The 13,940-nt window shown below is 63.3% G+C and carries 13 protein-coding genes; 6 read left to right on the top strand and 7 right to left on the bottom strand.

The features are described from left to right. Positions 1–894: a LysR family transcriptional regulator gene (locus ACLIRY_RS22420; protein ID WP_413207654.1), complete on the bottom strand. Its 894-nt coding sequence runs from the start codon at positions 892–894 to the stop codon at positions 1–3. A 106-nt stretch (positions 895–1,000) separates the two neighbouring features. On the opposite strand from ACLIRY_RS22420, the gene ACLIRY_RS22425 reads away from it, so the two are divergent. Both ACLIRY_RS22425 and ACLIRY_RS22430 read left to right on the top strand, forming a co-directional pair. After that, entirely contained in the window at positions 1,001–1,741 is a 741-nt protein-coding gene (locus ACLIRY_RS22425; RefSeq protein ID WP_413207655.1) for an SDR family oxidoreductase, read from the top strand. Positions 1,742–1,786: 45 nt separating this feature from the next. After that, a complete protein-coding gene (locus ACLIRY_RS22430) occupies positions 1,787–2,002 on the top strand; it encodes a tautomerase family protein (RefSeq protein WP_413207656.1) in 216 nt (71 codons plus the stop codon). Positions 2,003–2,067: 65 nt separating this feature from the next. Here ACLIRY_RS22430 and ACLIRY_RS22435 read toward each other — a convergent pair whose 3' ends face one another. Then, a complete protein-coding gene (locus ACLIRY_RS22435) occupies positions 2,068–3,210 on the bottom strand; it encodes a carboxylate-amine ligase (protein ID WP_413207657.1) in 1,143 nt (380 codons plus the stop codon). A 31-nt stretch (positions 3,211–3,241) separates the two neighbouring features. Next, the gene (locus ACLIRY_RS22440; RefSeq protein WP_413207658.1) at positions 3,242–4,042 is read right to left on the bottom strand and encodes an N-formylglutamate amidohydrolase; all 801 of its coding nucleotides are present in this window, start codon (positions 4,040–4,042) and stop codon (positions 3,242–3,244) included. 120 nt (positions 4,043–4,162) lie between these two features. On the opposite strand from ACLIRY_RS22440, the gene ACLIRY_RS22445 reads away from it, so the two are divergent. The 4 genes from ACLIRY_RS22445 (at position 4,163) to ACLIRY_RS22460 (ending at position 9,142) form a co-directional block, all read left to right on the top strand. Further along, positions 4,163–5,428, top strand: coding sequence for a glycerate kinase (locus ACLIRY_RS22445; protein WP_413207659.1), 1,266 nt, complete (start codon positions 4,163–4,165; stop codon positions 5,426–5,428). A gap of 275 nt (positions 5,429–5,703) precedes the next feature. Beyond that, the gene (pyk, locus tag ACLIRY_RS22450; RefSeq protein ID WP_413207660.1) at positions 5,704–7,140 is read left to right on the top strand and encodes a pyruvate kinase; all 1,437 of its coding nucleotides are present in this window, start codon (positions 5,704–5,706) and stop codon (positions 7,138–7,140) included. A gap of 193 nt (positions 7,141–7,333) precedes the next feature. Next, a complete protein-coding gene (locus ACLIRY_RS22455; RefSeq protein WP_413207661.1) occupies positions 7,334–7,774 on the top strand; it encodes a VOC family protein in 441 nt (146 codons plus the stop codon). 312 nt (positions 7,775–8,086) lie between these two features. Further along, complete coding sequence (locus tag ACLIRY_RS22460; RefSeq protein ID WP_413207662.1) at positions 8,087–9,142, top strand: AbrB family transcriptional regulator; 1,056 nt, start codon at positions 8,087–8,089, stop codon at positions 9,140–9,142. 241 nt (positions 9,143–9,383) lie between these two features. On the opposite strand, the gene glcF is transcribed toward ACLIRY_RS22460, so the two are convergent. From glcF to ykgO, 4 genes are all read right to left on the bottom strand, one after another. Beyond that, the gene (glcF, locus tag ACLIRY_RS22465) at positions 9,384–10,709 is read right to left on the bottom strand and encodes a glycolate oxidase subunit GlcF (RefSeq protein WP_413207663.1); all 1,326 of its coding nucleotides are present in this window, start codon (positions 10,707–10,709) and stop codon (positions 9,384–9,386) included. A 16-nt stretch (positions 10,710–10,725) separates the two neighbouring features. Next, complete coding sequence (locus ACLIRY_RS22470; RefSeq protein WP_413207664.1) at positions 10,726–11,946, bottom strand: FAD-binding protein; 1,221 nt, start codon at positions 11,944–11,946, stop codon at positions 10,726–10,728. Between the two features lie 22 nt (positions 11,947–11,968). Then, positions 11,969–13,456 carry an FAD-linked oxidase C-terminal domain-containing protein gene (locus ACLIRY_RS22475; protein ID WP_413207665.1) on the bottom strand — a complete coding sequence of 496 codons (1,488 nt, stop codon included), beginning with the start codon at positions 13,454–13,456 and terminating at the stop codon, positions 11,969–11,971. Positions 13,457–13,735: 279 nt separating this feature from the next. After that, the gene (ykgO, locus tag ACLIRY_RS22480; RefSeq protein ID WP_413207666.1) at positions 13,736–13,861 is read right to left on the bottom strand and encodes a type B 50S ribosomal protein L36; all 126 of its coding nucleotides are present in this window, start codon (positions 13,859–13,861) and stop codon (positions 13,736–13,738) included. Between the last annotated feature and the right edge of the window lie 79 nt (positions 13,862–13,940).

Genomic DNA, 13,940 nt, shown 5'->3' on the forward strand with positions numbered 1-13,940 from the left:
TTAAAGCTCCGCCATTCTGAACACCTCCGCCACCCAATCCAGAAACACCCGCAACCGGGGTGCCAAATGGCGGTTTTGGGGTATGAGCGCATGCAATGGGGTCGCCGTCGGCGGGAAATCGGGCAACACCTCCACCATCTTCCCCTCCCGCAGGTCATCCAAAAACCGATAGCGTGGTGCCTGGATCAGGCCATATCCCAGGCGGGCCAGATCGGCCAGGGTGGTGGAATTGTTCGCCGTCACCCGACACGGCAACAGCACCTCCCGTAGGCCCCCCTCCCCCGTGAATTCCAAGGGGAGAACCTCCCCCGTCCGGGAGGAGACGAAGCCCGCCATCCAATGCCCCTCCAGGTCATCGGGATGGCGTGGGAGTCCGTGGCGCTCCAGATAAGCGGGGCTCGCGCAGGTGATTTCCGGGATCAAGGCGAGGCGGCGCTGGATCAGGCTGCTGTCTTCCGGAGGACCCGCGCGCAGTACGCAATCAATCCCTTCCCGCACCATGTCCACCAGCCGGTCCCCCTGCCCCAGGTGCAGATTGATGCCCGGGTAGCGGTCCAGAAACTCCGGTAGACGTGGCAAAACGAAAGTCCGGGTCAGCAACCCATGGGCATCAATGCGCAGAAGCCCCCGGGGCTGGCTGTCACGAAAGGCCGCATCCGCCGCCTCGACCTCCGCCAAAATAGACTGACACCGACGGACATAGGCCCGCCCATCCAGGGTTGGGGTCACATGGCGGGTGGTCCGCTCCAGCAGACGCGCCCCCAGGGTCGCCTCCAGGCGTTTGATCGCCTCCGTCGCCGTGGAGCGAGCCAACCCCAAGTCTGCGGCGGCGGCGGAGAAGCTCTGCCGCTCCACCACCCGAACGAACAGACGCATTTGATCGAGACGGTCCATCCCCTTTGTTCAGCATAACCGAATAGTAATGTCAACATTCCGGTGATTGTTCAAATTGTGCCCAGGTCCTAGGTCTAGGACACGAACGACACGGAAAGGACATCCCATGACCCAAAACCCGATACGAACCGCCATCATCACAGGCGCCTCCCGGGGCATCGGCGCGGCCACCGCCGAACGCCTGGCCCAAGACGGCTTCGCCGTCATCGTCAACTATGCCCGAGGTCGCGAGGCCGCTGAGGCCATTGTGGCCAGGATCACCGCAGTGGGCGGACAGGCCCTCGCTGTTGCCGCCGACGTTGCCTCTCCAGAGGGGGTTCCCACGCTGTTCGACGCGGCGGAGGAGGCCTTCGGCCCGGTCAACGTGCTGGTGAACAACGCGGGATTACTCACAGTCTCGCCCCTTGTCGAGACCGATGACGCGAGCTTCGACCGTCAGATCGCCCTGAACCTGGGAGGGGTCTTCCGAGGCATGCGGGAAGGCGCCCGTCGGTTGCGCGACGGGGGACGGATCCTCTCTTTTTCCTCAAGCGTGGTCGGCGTCTATCAACCCACCTATGGCATCTACGCCGCCACCAAGGCGGCGGTGGAGGCCATGACCCATGTTTTGGCGAAGGAACTGGGCCCCCGGGGGATCTCCGTCAATTGCGTCGCGCCCGGCCCCGTGGCAACGGACCTCTTCTTAGAGGGCAAAAGCGAGGCCTTGATTCACAAGATCGCCTCAAGCTGCCCCTTCAACCGCCTGGGCACACCGGAGGAAATCGCCCGTGTGATCAGCTTCCTGGCCGGACCGGATGGGGCCTGGGTCAACGGCCAGGTCCTGCGCGCCAATGGCGGCATGATTTAACCCCCTCTTCTCGCCAAATCACAGTCCAACCACAAGGAAACAGCCATGCCCTTCGTCAACATCAAGACTCCGGAAGCCTCTCTGACCAAAAGCCAGAAGGAGGAGATTATCCATAAGACCACGGACATGCTGGTGAGCTACTTCAGCGAAGCTGCCCGTCCCCATACCATGGTCCTGATCGAAGAAGTCCCCGACGGCGGTTATGGCCGAGCAGACGAGGTCTTCATCATCCCAGAGCCCTATCGCGCCTCAAATGACTAGAAAAAGAGGGTCCAGGGACATCGTCCCTGGCCGGGCGTGGGCAGGAGCCCACAAGGGCGAAGCCCTTAATGCCCCACCGTGGCTCCGATCAAGTGATCCACCACGGCCTTCAGAGCTTCCTCCCGCGACGCGCCCGCCCGCTTGGCGTCGTAATAAACCGCTGTCTGTTGGTGGGCGCTGGTCCCCCGGGCGAGGATTTCTCGCGCATGGAGAACCTCCCGCTGGCAACCGAACGCCTCGGCGTCGGGCGCGATCAGTTCAAGGATTTCCTCGATCAGGTCGGAAAAGGGAATCACCTTGCCCTGGCCAAAGTCCACCAAACCCTCATCGATACCGTAGCGTTGGGCGCGCCAACGGTTTTCCGCGAGCAACATGCGGGCATATTGCCGCCAACGTTGGTTAGACCGCCGCAACCGGTAAAGCATGCGTAACAGGCAACGGAAAATCGCCGCCACACAAATGGCGTCCTCCAGTCGGGTGCACACATCGGCGATGCGCATTTCCAGGGTGGGGAAGCGGTGACTTGGCCGGATGTCCCACCAGATCTTGGAAGAATCCTCAATCAAGCCCGCAGAGACCAGGATATCCACATGCCGCTCGTACTCCAGAAAGCTGTTGAAGGGGTCGGGCAAACCAGTGCGGGGCAACTCGCTGAAAACAGCAATGCGATAGGACTTCAGCCCCGTATCCTCCCCCCGCCAAAAAGGGGAGCTGGTGGTCAGGGCCATCAGGTGGGGCAGGAAATAGGTAACCTGATTCATCAGATCCATGCGCAGGTCCGCATCCTCGATCCCCACATGCACATGCATGCCACAGATCACCAAGCGCCGCACGACCCCTTGCAGGTCTTGGGCAAGCACCGCATAGCGGTCCTTGTCCGTATGTTTCAGGTCGGACCATTCGGCAAAGGGGTGGGTGGAGGCGGCAATGGGAGCAAGTCCAACCTTGTCCGCTTCCTCGGCCAGGATATGGCGGAGCGCGCCCAGGGCCTGCCCTGCCTCCGCCGTCGAGTGACAGACCTTGGTTCCGACTTCCACTTGGGAGCGCAGGAATTCGGGCGTCACGGCACCGTGTTGGCCGCCGGAGAAAGTCTCCGTCAAAGTCTCCATCAGCGAGGCCGGAGGATCCGTCGCCAAGGCCCGTGTCTCCCGGTCCACCAGCAGATATTCTTCCTCGATGCCAACGGTAAAGCCTGGGTCGCGGGTCATGGGGTGGCCTCCTGCGGGAAGACGGGATGGATCAGGTCATGAGGCAGGTATACAGGGCTTCGACGGAAAGCACCTCTTCCAAAGCATCTCCGAACAGACCGCCGAGATCGGCCACGCCCTCGGGCGTGCCCACCAGATCCTGGCGGAATTCCACCCCCAGGTTCGGCAGACCCGCGGGTTCGGCATGGGTATTGATGGTGAAGCCGATGTCTTTGCCCGAATAGGGTTGATTCTCCCCCAACACCGCGTCGGGTCGCAACCGGGCGAGTGCGCCCAACATGCCCTTGGTCACCCGGTCGTCGTGGTCATACATCAAACCGATGTGCCAGGGCCGATTGAAGCCATCCATGGAGGGGGCGCAGGAGTGAATGCAGATCACCACGGGCGGTTTCCCCTGCCGCCACAGGTGGGCCAATCGCTCTGTCACCTCCCGGTGGTAGGGCCAGAACAGCTCCTCTGTCCGGCGCACCGCTTCCGCCTCGCTCAGGTCCTGGTTGCCAGGCACGGGAATGCCATCAGAGACAGGAGGAATGGCCGTGGGCTCCCCCGGGGGCCGGTTGCAGTCCACGACCAGCCGGGAGTAGTTGGTCAGTACCGCACAGGCCTCGAACCGATCCGCAAGCAGACGGGTCAGCGCTGCGGCACCGATGTCCCAGGCGATGTGGGCTGCCAAGTCTGCCGGGCCAAGGCCCAGATTGCCGAGGCTTTTGGGGATGGCGTTGCTGGCGTGGTCGCAGAGGAACAGGACGGGTCGGTTGGACTCCCCATTCAGAACCGTGAAGGGGGGGGGCTCGTCTGCGGTGAGGAGAGGAGAGGAGAGAGAATCGGACATGGCGGAGAAAGGGTGTCCTGGGGGCTTGGGGAAGGAAGGGGGAAACAGTGTACCCCAAGGGTAGGACTTCATGAAACATCCCATCTTGAAAGCCCCCCTCCCCCATCCCAATTCCTGTTTATGAAAGACCCTCGCTCCTTCCTGACGTCCCTGTTCGATGCTGCGGTAGCGGCGGCTGATCCGGCCCTTCTCGTGCCTGCCTATCTGCCGGAGCCCCCAAAGGGCCGGACGGTGGTGGTCGGCGCAGGCAAGGCTGCGGCGGCCATGGCGCTTGCGGTGGAATCCAACTGGCCCGGCCCCCTGGAGGGGCTGGTGGTCACGCGCTACGGCCATGCCGTCCCCTGCGAACGCATCCGGGTGGTGGAAGCCGGGCACCCTGTCCCCGATGACCACGGCCTTGCCGCTGCGCAGGAGATCCTGGCCATCGCCAAAGGGCTTGGTTCTGACGACCTGATGATTTGCCTGATTTCCGGTGGCGGCTCTTCCCTGTTGTCCCTGCCCCATGAGGCCGTAGGACTTGAGGACAAGCGGGCGGTGAATGCGGCCCTGCTGCGCTCGGGCGCCCATATCGGCGAGATCAATTGCGTGCGAAAGCACCTGTCGGCCATCAAGGGCGGTCGGCTCGCGGCAGCCGCAGCCCCGGCCCGGGTGGTCACCCTGGTAATCTCCGACGTGCCCGGGGATGATCCGGCGGTGATCGCGTCCGGCCCGACCGTCCCCGATCCGACCACGGCGGGGGAAGCCCTGTCGATCCTCACCCACTACGGCATCAGCGAACCCGCCTCCCTGATCCGCCACCTCAAGACAAAGGCCTGCGAGACCCCAAAACCGGGAGATGCGGTCTTCGCCAGCAACCGCCTGTCCATGATCGCCACCCCACGCGCCGCACTGGAGGCGGCCGCCCGGCTCGCGGCAGCGGCGGGGATCAAACCGCTGATCCTGGGCGACGCCCTGGAAGGCGAGGCCAGGGAAATCGCCAAGGCGCTCGGCCCCATGGCCACCTCCTGTGCCCGCCATGGGGACCCGGTCGCCCCACCCTGCGTGCTGCTATCGGGTGGAGAGCTGACCGTGACCATAAGGGGCGACGGCCGGGGAGGACCCAATGCGGAATTCGCCCTCTCCCTCGCCCAGCACCTGGACGGCAACCCCCATGTCTGGGCCCTGGCCTGCGACACCGACGGCATCGACGGCTCCGAGGACAACGCCGGGGCGATCCTCACCCCCGATACCCTGACCCGGGCCACGCGCCTGGGGTTGCGCCCCGAAGCCCACCTGGAGGACAACGACGCCTACGGTTTCTTTGAAGGCTTGGGGGATCTGGTGGTCACCGGACCAACCCTGACGAACGTGAACGACTTTCGAGCAATCCTTATCATTCCAAAATAGTCAAGTGTCATTTTTGCACCAAGAGACAATTATACATCATCACGAAACCTTCTTACGCGGAGGAGCAGGACAAGGCCGAGGTTCCGTGTTAGGGTGCGCGTGACGCAACTCTCTGCGCCTATCCGATGACCAAACCCCTTTAAGGACAGCTCCCGTGACGCGCCCCGTCACCCGGGCTTGGGGTCCTTGATGGCCCCGTCACAACAATACGAGCGGATTTCGCATAGACCACGCCGGTCGAAGCGGGATGTGCTCCAGCCCCGTGGACAGACCCCATGAGACGTAATCGCTGCGCGAAGATTCTAACGACCCTCGGCCCTGCAACGCCGACAGAAGACTCCCTGGAGGCCCTGGTGCGGGCCGGGGCGGATATGGTCCGCCTGAACTTCAGCCATGGCGCCCATGAAGACCACCGCCGCCGCTATAACATGGTTCGAGCCGTTGAAAAGAAACTCGGTCGGACCATCGGCATTCTGATGGACCTTCAAGGACCCAAGCTGCGGGTCGGTGAATTCGACGGCGGCAAGGTCAAGCTGGAAACCGGAGCGACCTTCCGCCTGGACATGGAGCCCGAACTGGGCGACGTGAATCGGGTCCAACTGCCCCATCCGGAAATCTTCCGGGCCATGGAGGTGGGCACCGACCTGCTTCTGGACGACGGAAAAATCCGTCTGCGGGTGGAGGTCGTCACACCGGACCACGCCATCACCCGGATCATCACCGGCGGCACCCTGTCCGACCACAAGGGACTGAACGTTCCCAATGCCATCCTGCCCATCTCCGCCCTGACGGAAAAGGACCGCCGGGACCTGCAATTCGGTCTGGACCTGGGCGTGGACTGGGTGGCGCTCTCCTTCGTGCAGCGCCCCGAGGATGTGGCCGAGGCCCGCAAGCTGATCGCCGGACGGGCCGCGATCATCAGCAAGCTGGAGAAGCCCAGCGCCATCGAGCACCTGAACGAAATCATCGAACTCTCCGACGCCGTCATGGTTGCCCGCGGCGACCTGGGCGTGGAAGTCCCGCCGGAACGGGTGCCGATTCTGCAAAAGCGCATTCTCAACGCCTGCCATACCCTGGGTAAGCCGGTTGTGGTGGCCACCCAGATGTTGGAAAGCATGATCACCGCCCCCACGCCCACCCGGGCGGAGGCCTCCGACGTGGCGACGGCCATTTACGACGGAGCCGATACGGTAATGCTCTCGGCGGAAACGGCAGTTGGCCAGTATCCCCTGGAAGCCGTGGCGATCATGGACAAGATCATCCACCAGGTGGAAAACGACGAGCATTACCGCATGCTCCACGACAATCGGCGGGAGCGGCCAGAGGGCACGGCATCGGATGCCATCAGCGCCGCGGCGAGCCAGGTTGCGGCCACCATCAAGGCCGCGGCGATCGTCACCTACACCTCCTCCGGCTCGACCACCCTGCGGGCCGCGCGTCAGCGCCCCAGCGTGCCCATCCTCTGCCTTACGGCCGAGGTGAAGACCGCCCGGCGCATGGCCATGGTCTGGGGCGTCCATTCGGTGCTGGAACGGGATATCTCGAACTTCGACGAGATGATCGAAAAGGCCAACAAGGCCAGCCGGGAGGAGGGTTTCGCCCAGGTCGGCGAGCGCATCGTCATCACGGCAGGCGTTCCCTTCGGCACCCCGGGGACAACCAACGTCCTGCGCATCGCCTGGGTCCAGGGCGACGACAGTTGGGCTGAGTAGAGGGAAGACCACTTGGTCTTTTTCCTGACAGGACGCTGACTTGTGAGGGGCGGGGGTAGATCTCCTCCGCCTCGCACCCTATCTTTTCACTCTGATTCCATGAATTTTTGAGTGTCTTCGAGATCAAGTTGACCCATTTCGTGGCCCGACTTGATCTCGGACCACTCTAAGAAAAGACGAGGATGTCCATCCCATGCGCTATTTGCACACCATGGTCCGGGTCCAGAACCTGGACGACTCCCTGGCCTTTTACCAGGGTATCCTCGGTCTGGTGGAGGTTCGCCGGACGGAAAGCGAGAAAGGTCGCTTTACCCTGGTCTACCTTGCGGCTCCCGATGATCTTGAGCAGGCCAAAACCGAAAAGACTCCCCTGTTGGAGCTGACCTATAACTGGGATACGGAAGCCTATACCGGTGGTCGGAACTTCGGCCATCTCGCCTATCAGGTGGACAACATCTATGACACCTGCCAGAAAATCATGGATGCCGGAGTGACCATCAACCGCCCCCCCCGGGATGGTCAAATGGCCTTCATCCGCTCCCCCGACGGCATTTCCATAGAATTGTTGCAGGCGGGCGACTCCCTGCCGCCCCAGGCCCCCTGGACGAGCATGGAAAACACCGGAAGCTGGTAACCGGGAGAGGCTATAAAGCGCTTTGCGCATAAAAGGCGAGAAATCAAAATCTTGGAGCGTCCTAGCTGAGTCACAACAGGGTAAACGACAGGGGGTGTTTTCCCGTCACGGGGCTTTGCCCCGTCCCCCACTGGGGCCGAAAGGCCCCAGACCCCAGGCCATAGAAAAAAGGGGGTTGGGGGCATTTGTCCCCAAATGGGCTTGGGCAATCGCCCAAAAAGGGCGAGACACTGTCGTGTACCGTGGAGTCACAAATCAGGTCAGACGCTCTGGGGTTACCTTCTTTTCATTCGACACCTCGAGGCGGAACGCATGCGGTTCCTGTTCGGGGGCCGTCCGCTCGGGGTCCAATGGGGCCTGCTGCTCGGCCTCTCCCTGGTTTTCACCCTGCTATTATCGGCAACGGGCATACCTGCGGCCTTGCTCATCGGCCCCATGATTGCCGCCATTCTTCTTGCCTTGGGCGATGGTACCGCCAAGCCCCCCGGCTTGGTCATCCAAATGGCCCAGGGCGTCGTCGGTTGCCTGATCGCAAAGTCCATCACCGGCCCCCTGCTCCATGACCTGATGGGCGACTGGCCGGTCTTCCTGATGGGCGTTGGCTCGGTCATTGCTGCGGGTGGTCTTTTGGGCTGGGCAATTACCCGCCTCAAGGTGCTTCCGGGCAAGACGGCGGTCTTCGGCTGCTTCCCCGGCGCGGCGCTCGCCATGACCCTGATGGCCGAGGCCAACGGCGCCGACTTCCGCCTCGTGGCCATCATGCAATATCTGCGGGTGGCCATCGTCGTGGCCGTGGCCTCCTGGGTGGCGAGTGTCTGGTCCATGACCGAAGGCACACCGCCTGTACCACCAAGCTGGTTCCCTCCCGTCGATTGGCTGGCGCTGGCGGGAACCCTTGCCGTGATCGCCGCTGGGATCGTAATCGCCCGGAAAAGCAAGATCACCGCGGGAGCCATGCTGATCCCCATGGTGCTGGGCGTCCTTGCCCAGGATGTGGCCTCCCTGCCCCTGGAAGTCCCCCGCTGGCTGCAAGCCCTGGCCTTCCCGGTGGTGGGCTGGTCCATCGGCCTGCGCTTTACCCGTCCGATCCTGGCCCATGCCGCCCGCGCCCTGCCCCTGCTGATCCTGGCCAACATTGCCCTGATCGCCATCTGCGGCGGCTTCGCGGCCCTTTTGTCCTGGACCACCGGGGTCGATCCCTTCACCGCCTATCTGGCCATGAGCCCAGGCGGGGCCGATTCCATGGTCATTATCGCCGCCTCCAGTAATGTCGATGCGGCTTTCGTCATGACCATGCAGATCGGGCGTTTCCTGACGATTCTCATCTTCGGATCCCGGTTGGCAACCTGGATCGCAGGGGCGCGGTAGCGTTCTTATACCAAGCGGCGCGGGTTGAAACCCACGCCGCTTTTCTTGCGTTCAAACGCTAGGCGGGCTTTTACGCGCCATAAGGCGCGGCGGCCACTTGACCGCACCTTGGTATTATACCTGCGGTATGTGTATATGGCTCAAGCGGGTCGCCGAGTGTTTGGCGACCGAGCTTGATCCGGTGGCGGCGGTCACCGTCCGATGCCACTGGGACAAGATCGCCCACCCGTGCTTCATACAATTATCCCAGGGCCTGAGGCTTTGGCCCACCGGTCGCCCAGTCGAGCAGTTCCACCGTATGCACCACCGGCAACTCGGTCCCGCCGGAAATATGGGTCAGGCAGCCGATGTTGCCCGCGGCGATGACATGGGGCTTGGTGTCCTCCAGCGTCTTCACCTTGCGGATGCGCAATTCCTCGGACAGGTCAGCCTGGAGGATGGAATAGGTCCCCGCCGAACCGCAACAGAGGTGGGCGTTGGCGATCTCCTTGACCTCGAACCCCGCCTTGCGCAGCAGGGCCTTGGGCGCATCCAAGACCTTTTGGCCATGTTGCAGGGAACAGGCCGCATGGTAGGCCACCACCAACTCCGGCTTTTCCTCAGGCTCCATCAAACCCAACATGATCATGTATTCGGTGATGTCAAAGGTGATGTCCGACAGGATCCGGGCCTTTTCGGCGAACTCCGGATCGTCCCGCAACAGGTGGGCATAATCCTTGAAGGTCGATCCGCAGCCCGACGCATTGACGACAATGGCATCCACCCCCCGCGAAACCTTCTCCATCCACCAACTGGCGATATTGGCCCGGGCGAAATCCTTGGCCTCGGCTTCTTTGCCCATATGGGAAACCACGGCGCCGCAACAGCCCTGCCCCTTGGGTACCACCACCTCCACCCCATGGCGGGTGAGCAGGCGGGCCGTGGCCTCGTTGATCTGGGGCATCAGGGCCGGTTGCACGCAGCCCACAGGCATGATCACCCGAGCCTTGGGCGAGGCGGCTCCTTTCGCCCCAGGGGAGGGAGCGGGAGAGTGGACGCCGGTGCGCTCGATTTGCCGCACCCCATGGGGAGGATGCCGGGCCTGTTCGAGCATGGCCCGGAGGCTGCGGGGCATCAGAGGCGCCAGAGGGCGGGCAAAAGAGCGGACCAGCCAGCCCATCTGCATGGCCATCCGGAACCGGTTGGTATGCGGCAGGACCCAGGCCAGCATGTTCCTTGTCGCCCGGTCCAGCCAGGGCCGGGCATAGGTCTTCTCGATGTGGACTTTCCCCCGCTCCACCAAATGGACATAGTCCACGCCCGAAGGACAGGTGGTCATGCAGGACAGGCAGGTCAGGCAGCGGTCGATATGCTTCACCACCCCCTCGGAGGCGGGCTTGTCCCCCTCCAGCATATCCTTGAGCAGGTAGATGCGGCCCCGGGGAGAGTCCAGCTCATCGCCCAGGATGGTGTAGGTGGGACAGGTGGCCGTACAGAACCCGCAATGGACGCATTTGCGCAGGATGTCATTGACCTCCTGCAGCAGGGGATCGGCCTCAAGGCGCTCGGTGGAGAAATTCGTGCGCATGGCTGAAGAACACCTTTTACAGACGGCCGGGATTGAGAATGCCGTGGGGGTCGTACTGATCTTTCAGACGCTGGGACAGGGCGGCCAGGGGGCCCGGCTGGGGCTGGAAGACCGGTACCGCCGCACGCAGGGCTTGGGAGCCCCGCAGCAGGGTTGCATGGCCGCCCTTCCCTTGGCTCGCCACCGCTGCCCGAATCGCCCGAGCCCCGCCATCTCCGTCCTCTCCCGTCGCCAGCCAAATCAGGCCACCGCCCCAGTCATAGAAGGCCTCCACGGACCGCTGGGCGCCAATGGCCTCCACCACTCCGGGGGCCGCCGTGGGCGCGACCGAGATCCGCCAGACCGCCCGATCCCGGGGTTCGACCAGGGGTTTCACATCCCGCAAAGCGGCCCAAACGGCGTCGGAGGCGGTGCTGTCCAGGGCCTGGGTCTCGCCCAGATCCTTCAGCTCGCTCCGCAGGGCCTCGACCCGGTGGGCGACGGACGGGCCGGGGCCCTCCACCCGGACCAAGGTCACGGCCCTCCCCAGGGACAGAACCTCGTCCGGCAAGGCGCTTCCGGCCAAAAGGGAGCCGGGCAAATGGGCCGCACCGCTGACCTCATGGGCACTGCCGAGAGCACGGGACAGGGCGTGAACGGCTGTTTCGTCGCTCAGGCCAAGGATCAGAACGGTTCCCAGGGTCTCCGGCGCGGGCAGAACCTTGATGGTCAATTCACTCAAGGCCACCAGGGTCCCCATGGATCCGGCCATCAGCTTGGGCAGGTCAAACCCGGTGACATTTTTCACCACCCGGGCGCCGGACTTGAAGGCCTCGCCCCGGCCACTGACCCCGCGAAATCCCAGGAAGTGGTCTCGGGCCGCCCCAACGCTGATCCGTCGCGGTCCGGCCAGATTACAGGCGATAACGCCCCCCAAAGTCCCCGCGCCTTCGGTGCCCAGAAGAGGCCCCAGGTCCGGCGGCTCGAAGGCCAGGTGCTGGCCCTGGGCGGCCAGGGTGGCCTGCACCTCCGCCAGGGAAATACCGGCGCCTGCGGACATCACCAGTTCAGCGGGTTCGTAGAGGGAAATGGCGGAAAAGCCCATCATGTCGAGGCTCTGTTCGGCATTACCCGGCGCGCCCAAGCCCCGCTTGGTACCCGTTCCCCGGATCTCCAGGGGTTTCCGTTCGGCACAGGCCCAGGCGATCAGCTCGACAAGCTGAGCGTCGTCCGTGGGGCGAAAGGCGGTATCCGTCATCTCTCAGACTCTCCGGCGGGCATCAAAAGCGAGGAATATCTGGGAAGGGCAAGTTGCCGCCACTGACATGCAACTTCCCCAACTCGGCACAGCGGTGCAGCGTCGGGAAGACCTTGCCGGGGTTGAGAAGGTGACCGTCATCGAAGGCGCATTTCAAACGTTGCTGATGAGCCATGTCGCTTTCGTTGAACATGGTCGGCATCAGGTCGCGCTTTTCCACACCCACCCCATGCTCGCCAGTCAGCACCCCGCCGACCTCCACGCAGAGGGTCAGGATATCCGCACCGAAAGCCTCTGCCCGCTCCAGTTCCGTTTCCTTATTGGCGTCGAACAGGATCAACGGATGCAAATTACCATCCCCGGCGTGGAAGACATTGGCCACCCGCAAGCCATGTTTGACGCTCATCGCGCGCATGCGGGATAGGACTTCCGGCAAGCGCCCACGGGGAATGGTGCCATCCATGCACATGTAATCCGGCGAGATCCGCCCCACCGCCGGAAAGGCCGCCTTGCGCCCGGCCCAGAAGCGCATGCGCTCCGCCTCCGACGTGCTCACCCGCAGGGTCGAGGCCTTGTGATCCTTGGCGATGGCCGCAACCCGCTCGATCAGGTGGTCCACCTCCACCTCCGGACCGTCCAGCTCGCAAATCAGCAGGGCTTCCACATCAAGGGGGTAGCCCGCATGGACGAAATCTTCGGCCGCAGCGATGGCATCCTTGTCCATCATCTCCAGCCCGGCGGGAATGATGCCTGCGGCAATGATAGCGGCGACGCAATCGCCGCCGTCTTCGTTGCTGGGAAAGCCCATCAGCACGGCCTTGGCCGTCTCCGGTCGACGCAGCAGGCGCACGGTAACCTCGGTCACGATCCCCAGCAGGCCTTCAGACCCGGTGACGATCCCCAGCAGGTCGAGTCCCCCCGAATCCAGGTACTTCCCCCCCAAACGCAGGATTTCGCCCTCGATGGTGACGAATTCCACGCCCAGGACATTGTTGGTGGTCAGGCCGTACTTCAGGCAATGCACGCCGCCGGAGTTCTCCGCCACGTTGCCACCGATGGAACAGGCGATCTGACTGGAGGGATCCGGCGCGTAATAGAAGCCATCGGCGGCAACAGCGTTGGAGATGGCCAGATTCGAAACACCGGGTTGAACCACGGCGCAGCGGTTGGGCAGATCAATGTCCAGGATTCGGTTGAACTTGCCCAGGCCAAGGGTGACGGCATCGGCCAGCGGCAGGGAGCCGCCGGACAGCGACGTGCCCGCTCCACGGGGCACAACCTTCACGCCGTTCTTGTGGCAGTAGGCCAGGACTCGGGCCACCTGTTCGGTGGTCGACGGCAAGACAACGATCAGGGGAAGCTGGCGATAAGCGGACAGCCCATCGCAATCGTAGGCGCGCATTTCGTCGATGGAGGAGATCACCCCCTCCCCGGGGACGATACGGCGCAGGTCGGCCACGATGGACTCGCGGCGCCCCATCACAGCGGCATCCGGCTCGGGCATGCGCATGGCGGTTCCCTTCCTCTCCCAAGAAACGGAGCGGTTTTCCGCCCCTCCTCCGCCCGATTCCCCGGGTCTGTTTAGATTTGTACGAAGCCCCTCGATAAATCACAAGGTGGATTGGCGCCCTTTCCACGATACGGAAAAGCACAGGTCAATTCATAGGTCCAAACGCATAAAGCCGCATTTCTCTTCATCCAGAAGAAAAATGCGGCTTTATGCGTTATTCGCAACGTGACTCCCAGGCGTCTGCGCCGTGGGACAAGAACCAGCCCTTGGGCCAGCCCCTTAACCCTGGCGGGTTTTAAGACGGGGGTTCTTTTTGTTGATCACGTAGACGCGGCCCTTGCGGCGCACGACGCGGCAGTTTTTGTCGCGCACTTTGGCCGACTTCAGGGAATTGCGGACACGCATGGTTCTTTCCTCGCACGGCTGGGAAGGTTTCTAGACCCGTCGGACGTCGCGCGCCCCGGATGGGTATGCCAACCCCGAT

The sequence above is a fragment of the Rhodospirillum sp. A1_3_36 genome, from assembly GCF_047263945.1.
Lineage (GTDB): Bacteria > Pseudomonadota > Alphaproteobacteria > Rhodospirillales > Rhodospirillaceae > Rhodospirillum.

Excerpts from the sequence above, each read along its gene's own strand:
- ACLIRY_RS22440 (WP_413207658.1), bottom strand. The coding sequence starts at position 4,042 with ATGTCCGATTCTCTCTCCTCTCCTCTCCTCACCGCAGACGAGCCCCCC.
- ACLIRY_RS22470 (WP_413207664.1), bottom strand. The coding sequence starts at position 11,946 with ATGACGGATACCGCCTTTCGCCCCACGGACGACGCTCAGCTTGTCGAG.
- ACLIRY_RS22445 (WP_413207659.1), top strand. The coding sequence starts at position 4,163 with ATGAAAGACCCTCGCTCCTTCCTGACGTCCCTGTTCGATGCTGCGGTA.
- glcF (WP_413207663.1), bottom strand. The coding sequence starts at position 10,709 with ATGCGCACGAATTTCTCCACCGAGCGCCTTGAGGCCGATCCCCTGCTG.
- ACLIRY_RS22430 (WP_413207656.1), top strand. The coding sequence starts at position 1,787 with ATGCCCTTCGTCAACATCAAGACTCCGGAAGCCTCTCTGACCAAAAGC.
- ACLIRY_RS22425 (WP_413207655.1), top strand. The coding sequence starts at position 1,001 with ATGACCCAAAACCCGATACGAACCGCCATCATCACAGGCGCCTCCCGG.
- ACLIRY_RS22455 (WP_413207661.1), top strand. The coding sequence starts at position 7,334 with ATGCGCTATTTGCACACCATGGTCCGGGTCCAGAACCTGGACGACTCC.
- pyk (WP_413207660.1), top strand. The coding sequence starts at position 5,704 with ATGAGACGTAATCGCTGCGCGAAGATTCTAACGACCCTCGGCCCTGCA.
- ACLIRY_RS22460 (WP_413207662.1), top strand. The coding sequence starts at position 8,087 with ATGCGGTTCCTGTTCGGGGGCCGTCCGCTCGGGGTCCAATGGGGCCTG.
- ykgO (WP_413207666.1), bottom strand. The coding sequence starts at position 13,861 with ATGCGTGTCCGCAATTCCCTGAAGTCGGCCAAAGTGCGCGACAAAAAC.
- ACLIRY_RS22420 (WP_413207654.1), bottom strand. The coding sequence starts at position 894 with ATGGACCGTCTCGATCAAATGCGTCTGTTCGTTCGGGTGGTGGAGCGG.
- ACLIRY_RS22435 (WP_413207657.1), bottom strand. The coding sequence starts at position 3,210 with ATGACCCGCGACCCAGGCTTTACCGTTGGCATCGAGGAAGAATATCTG.
- ACLIRY_RS22475 (WP_413207665.1), bottom strand. The coding sequence starts at position 13,456 with ATGCGCATGCCCGAGCCGGATGCCGCTGTGATGGGGCGCCGCGAGTCC.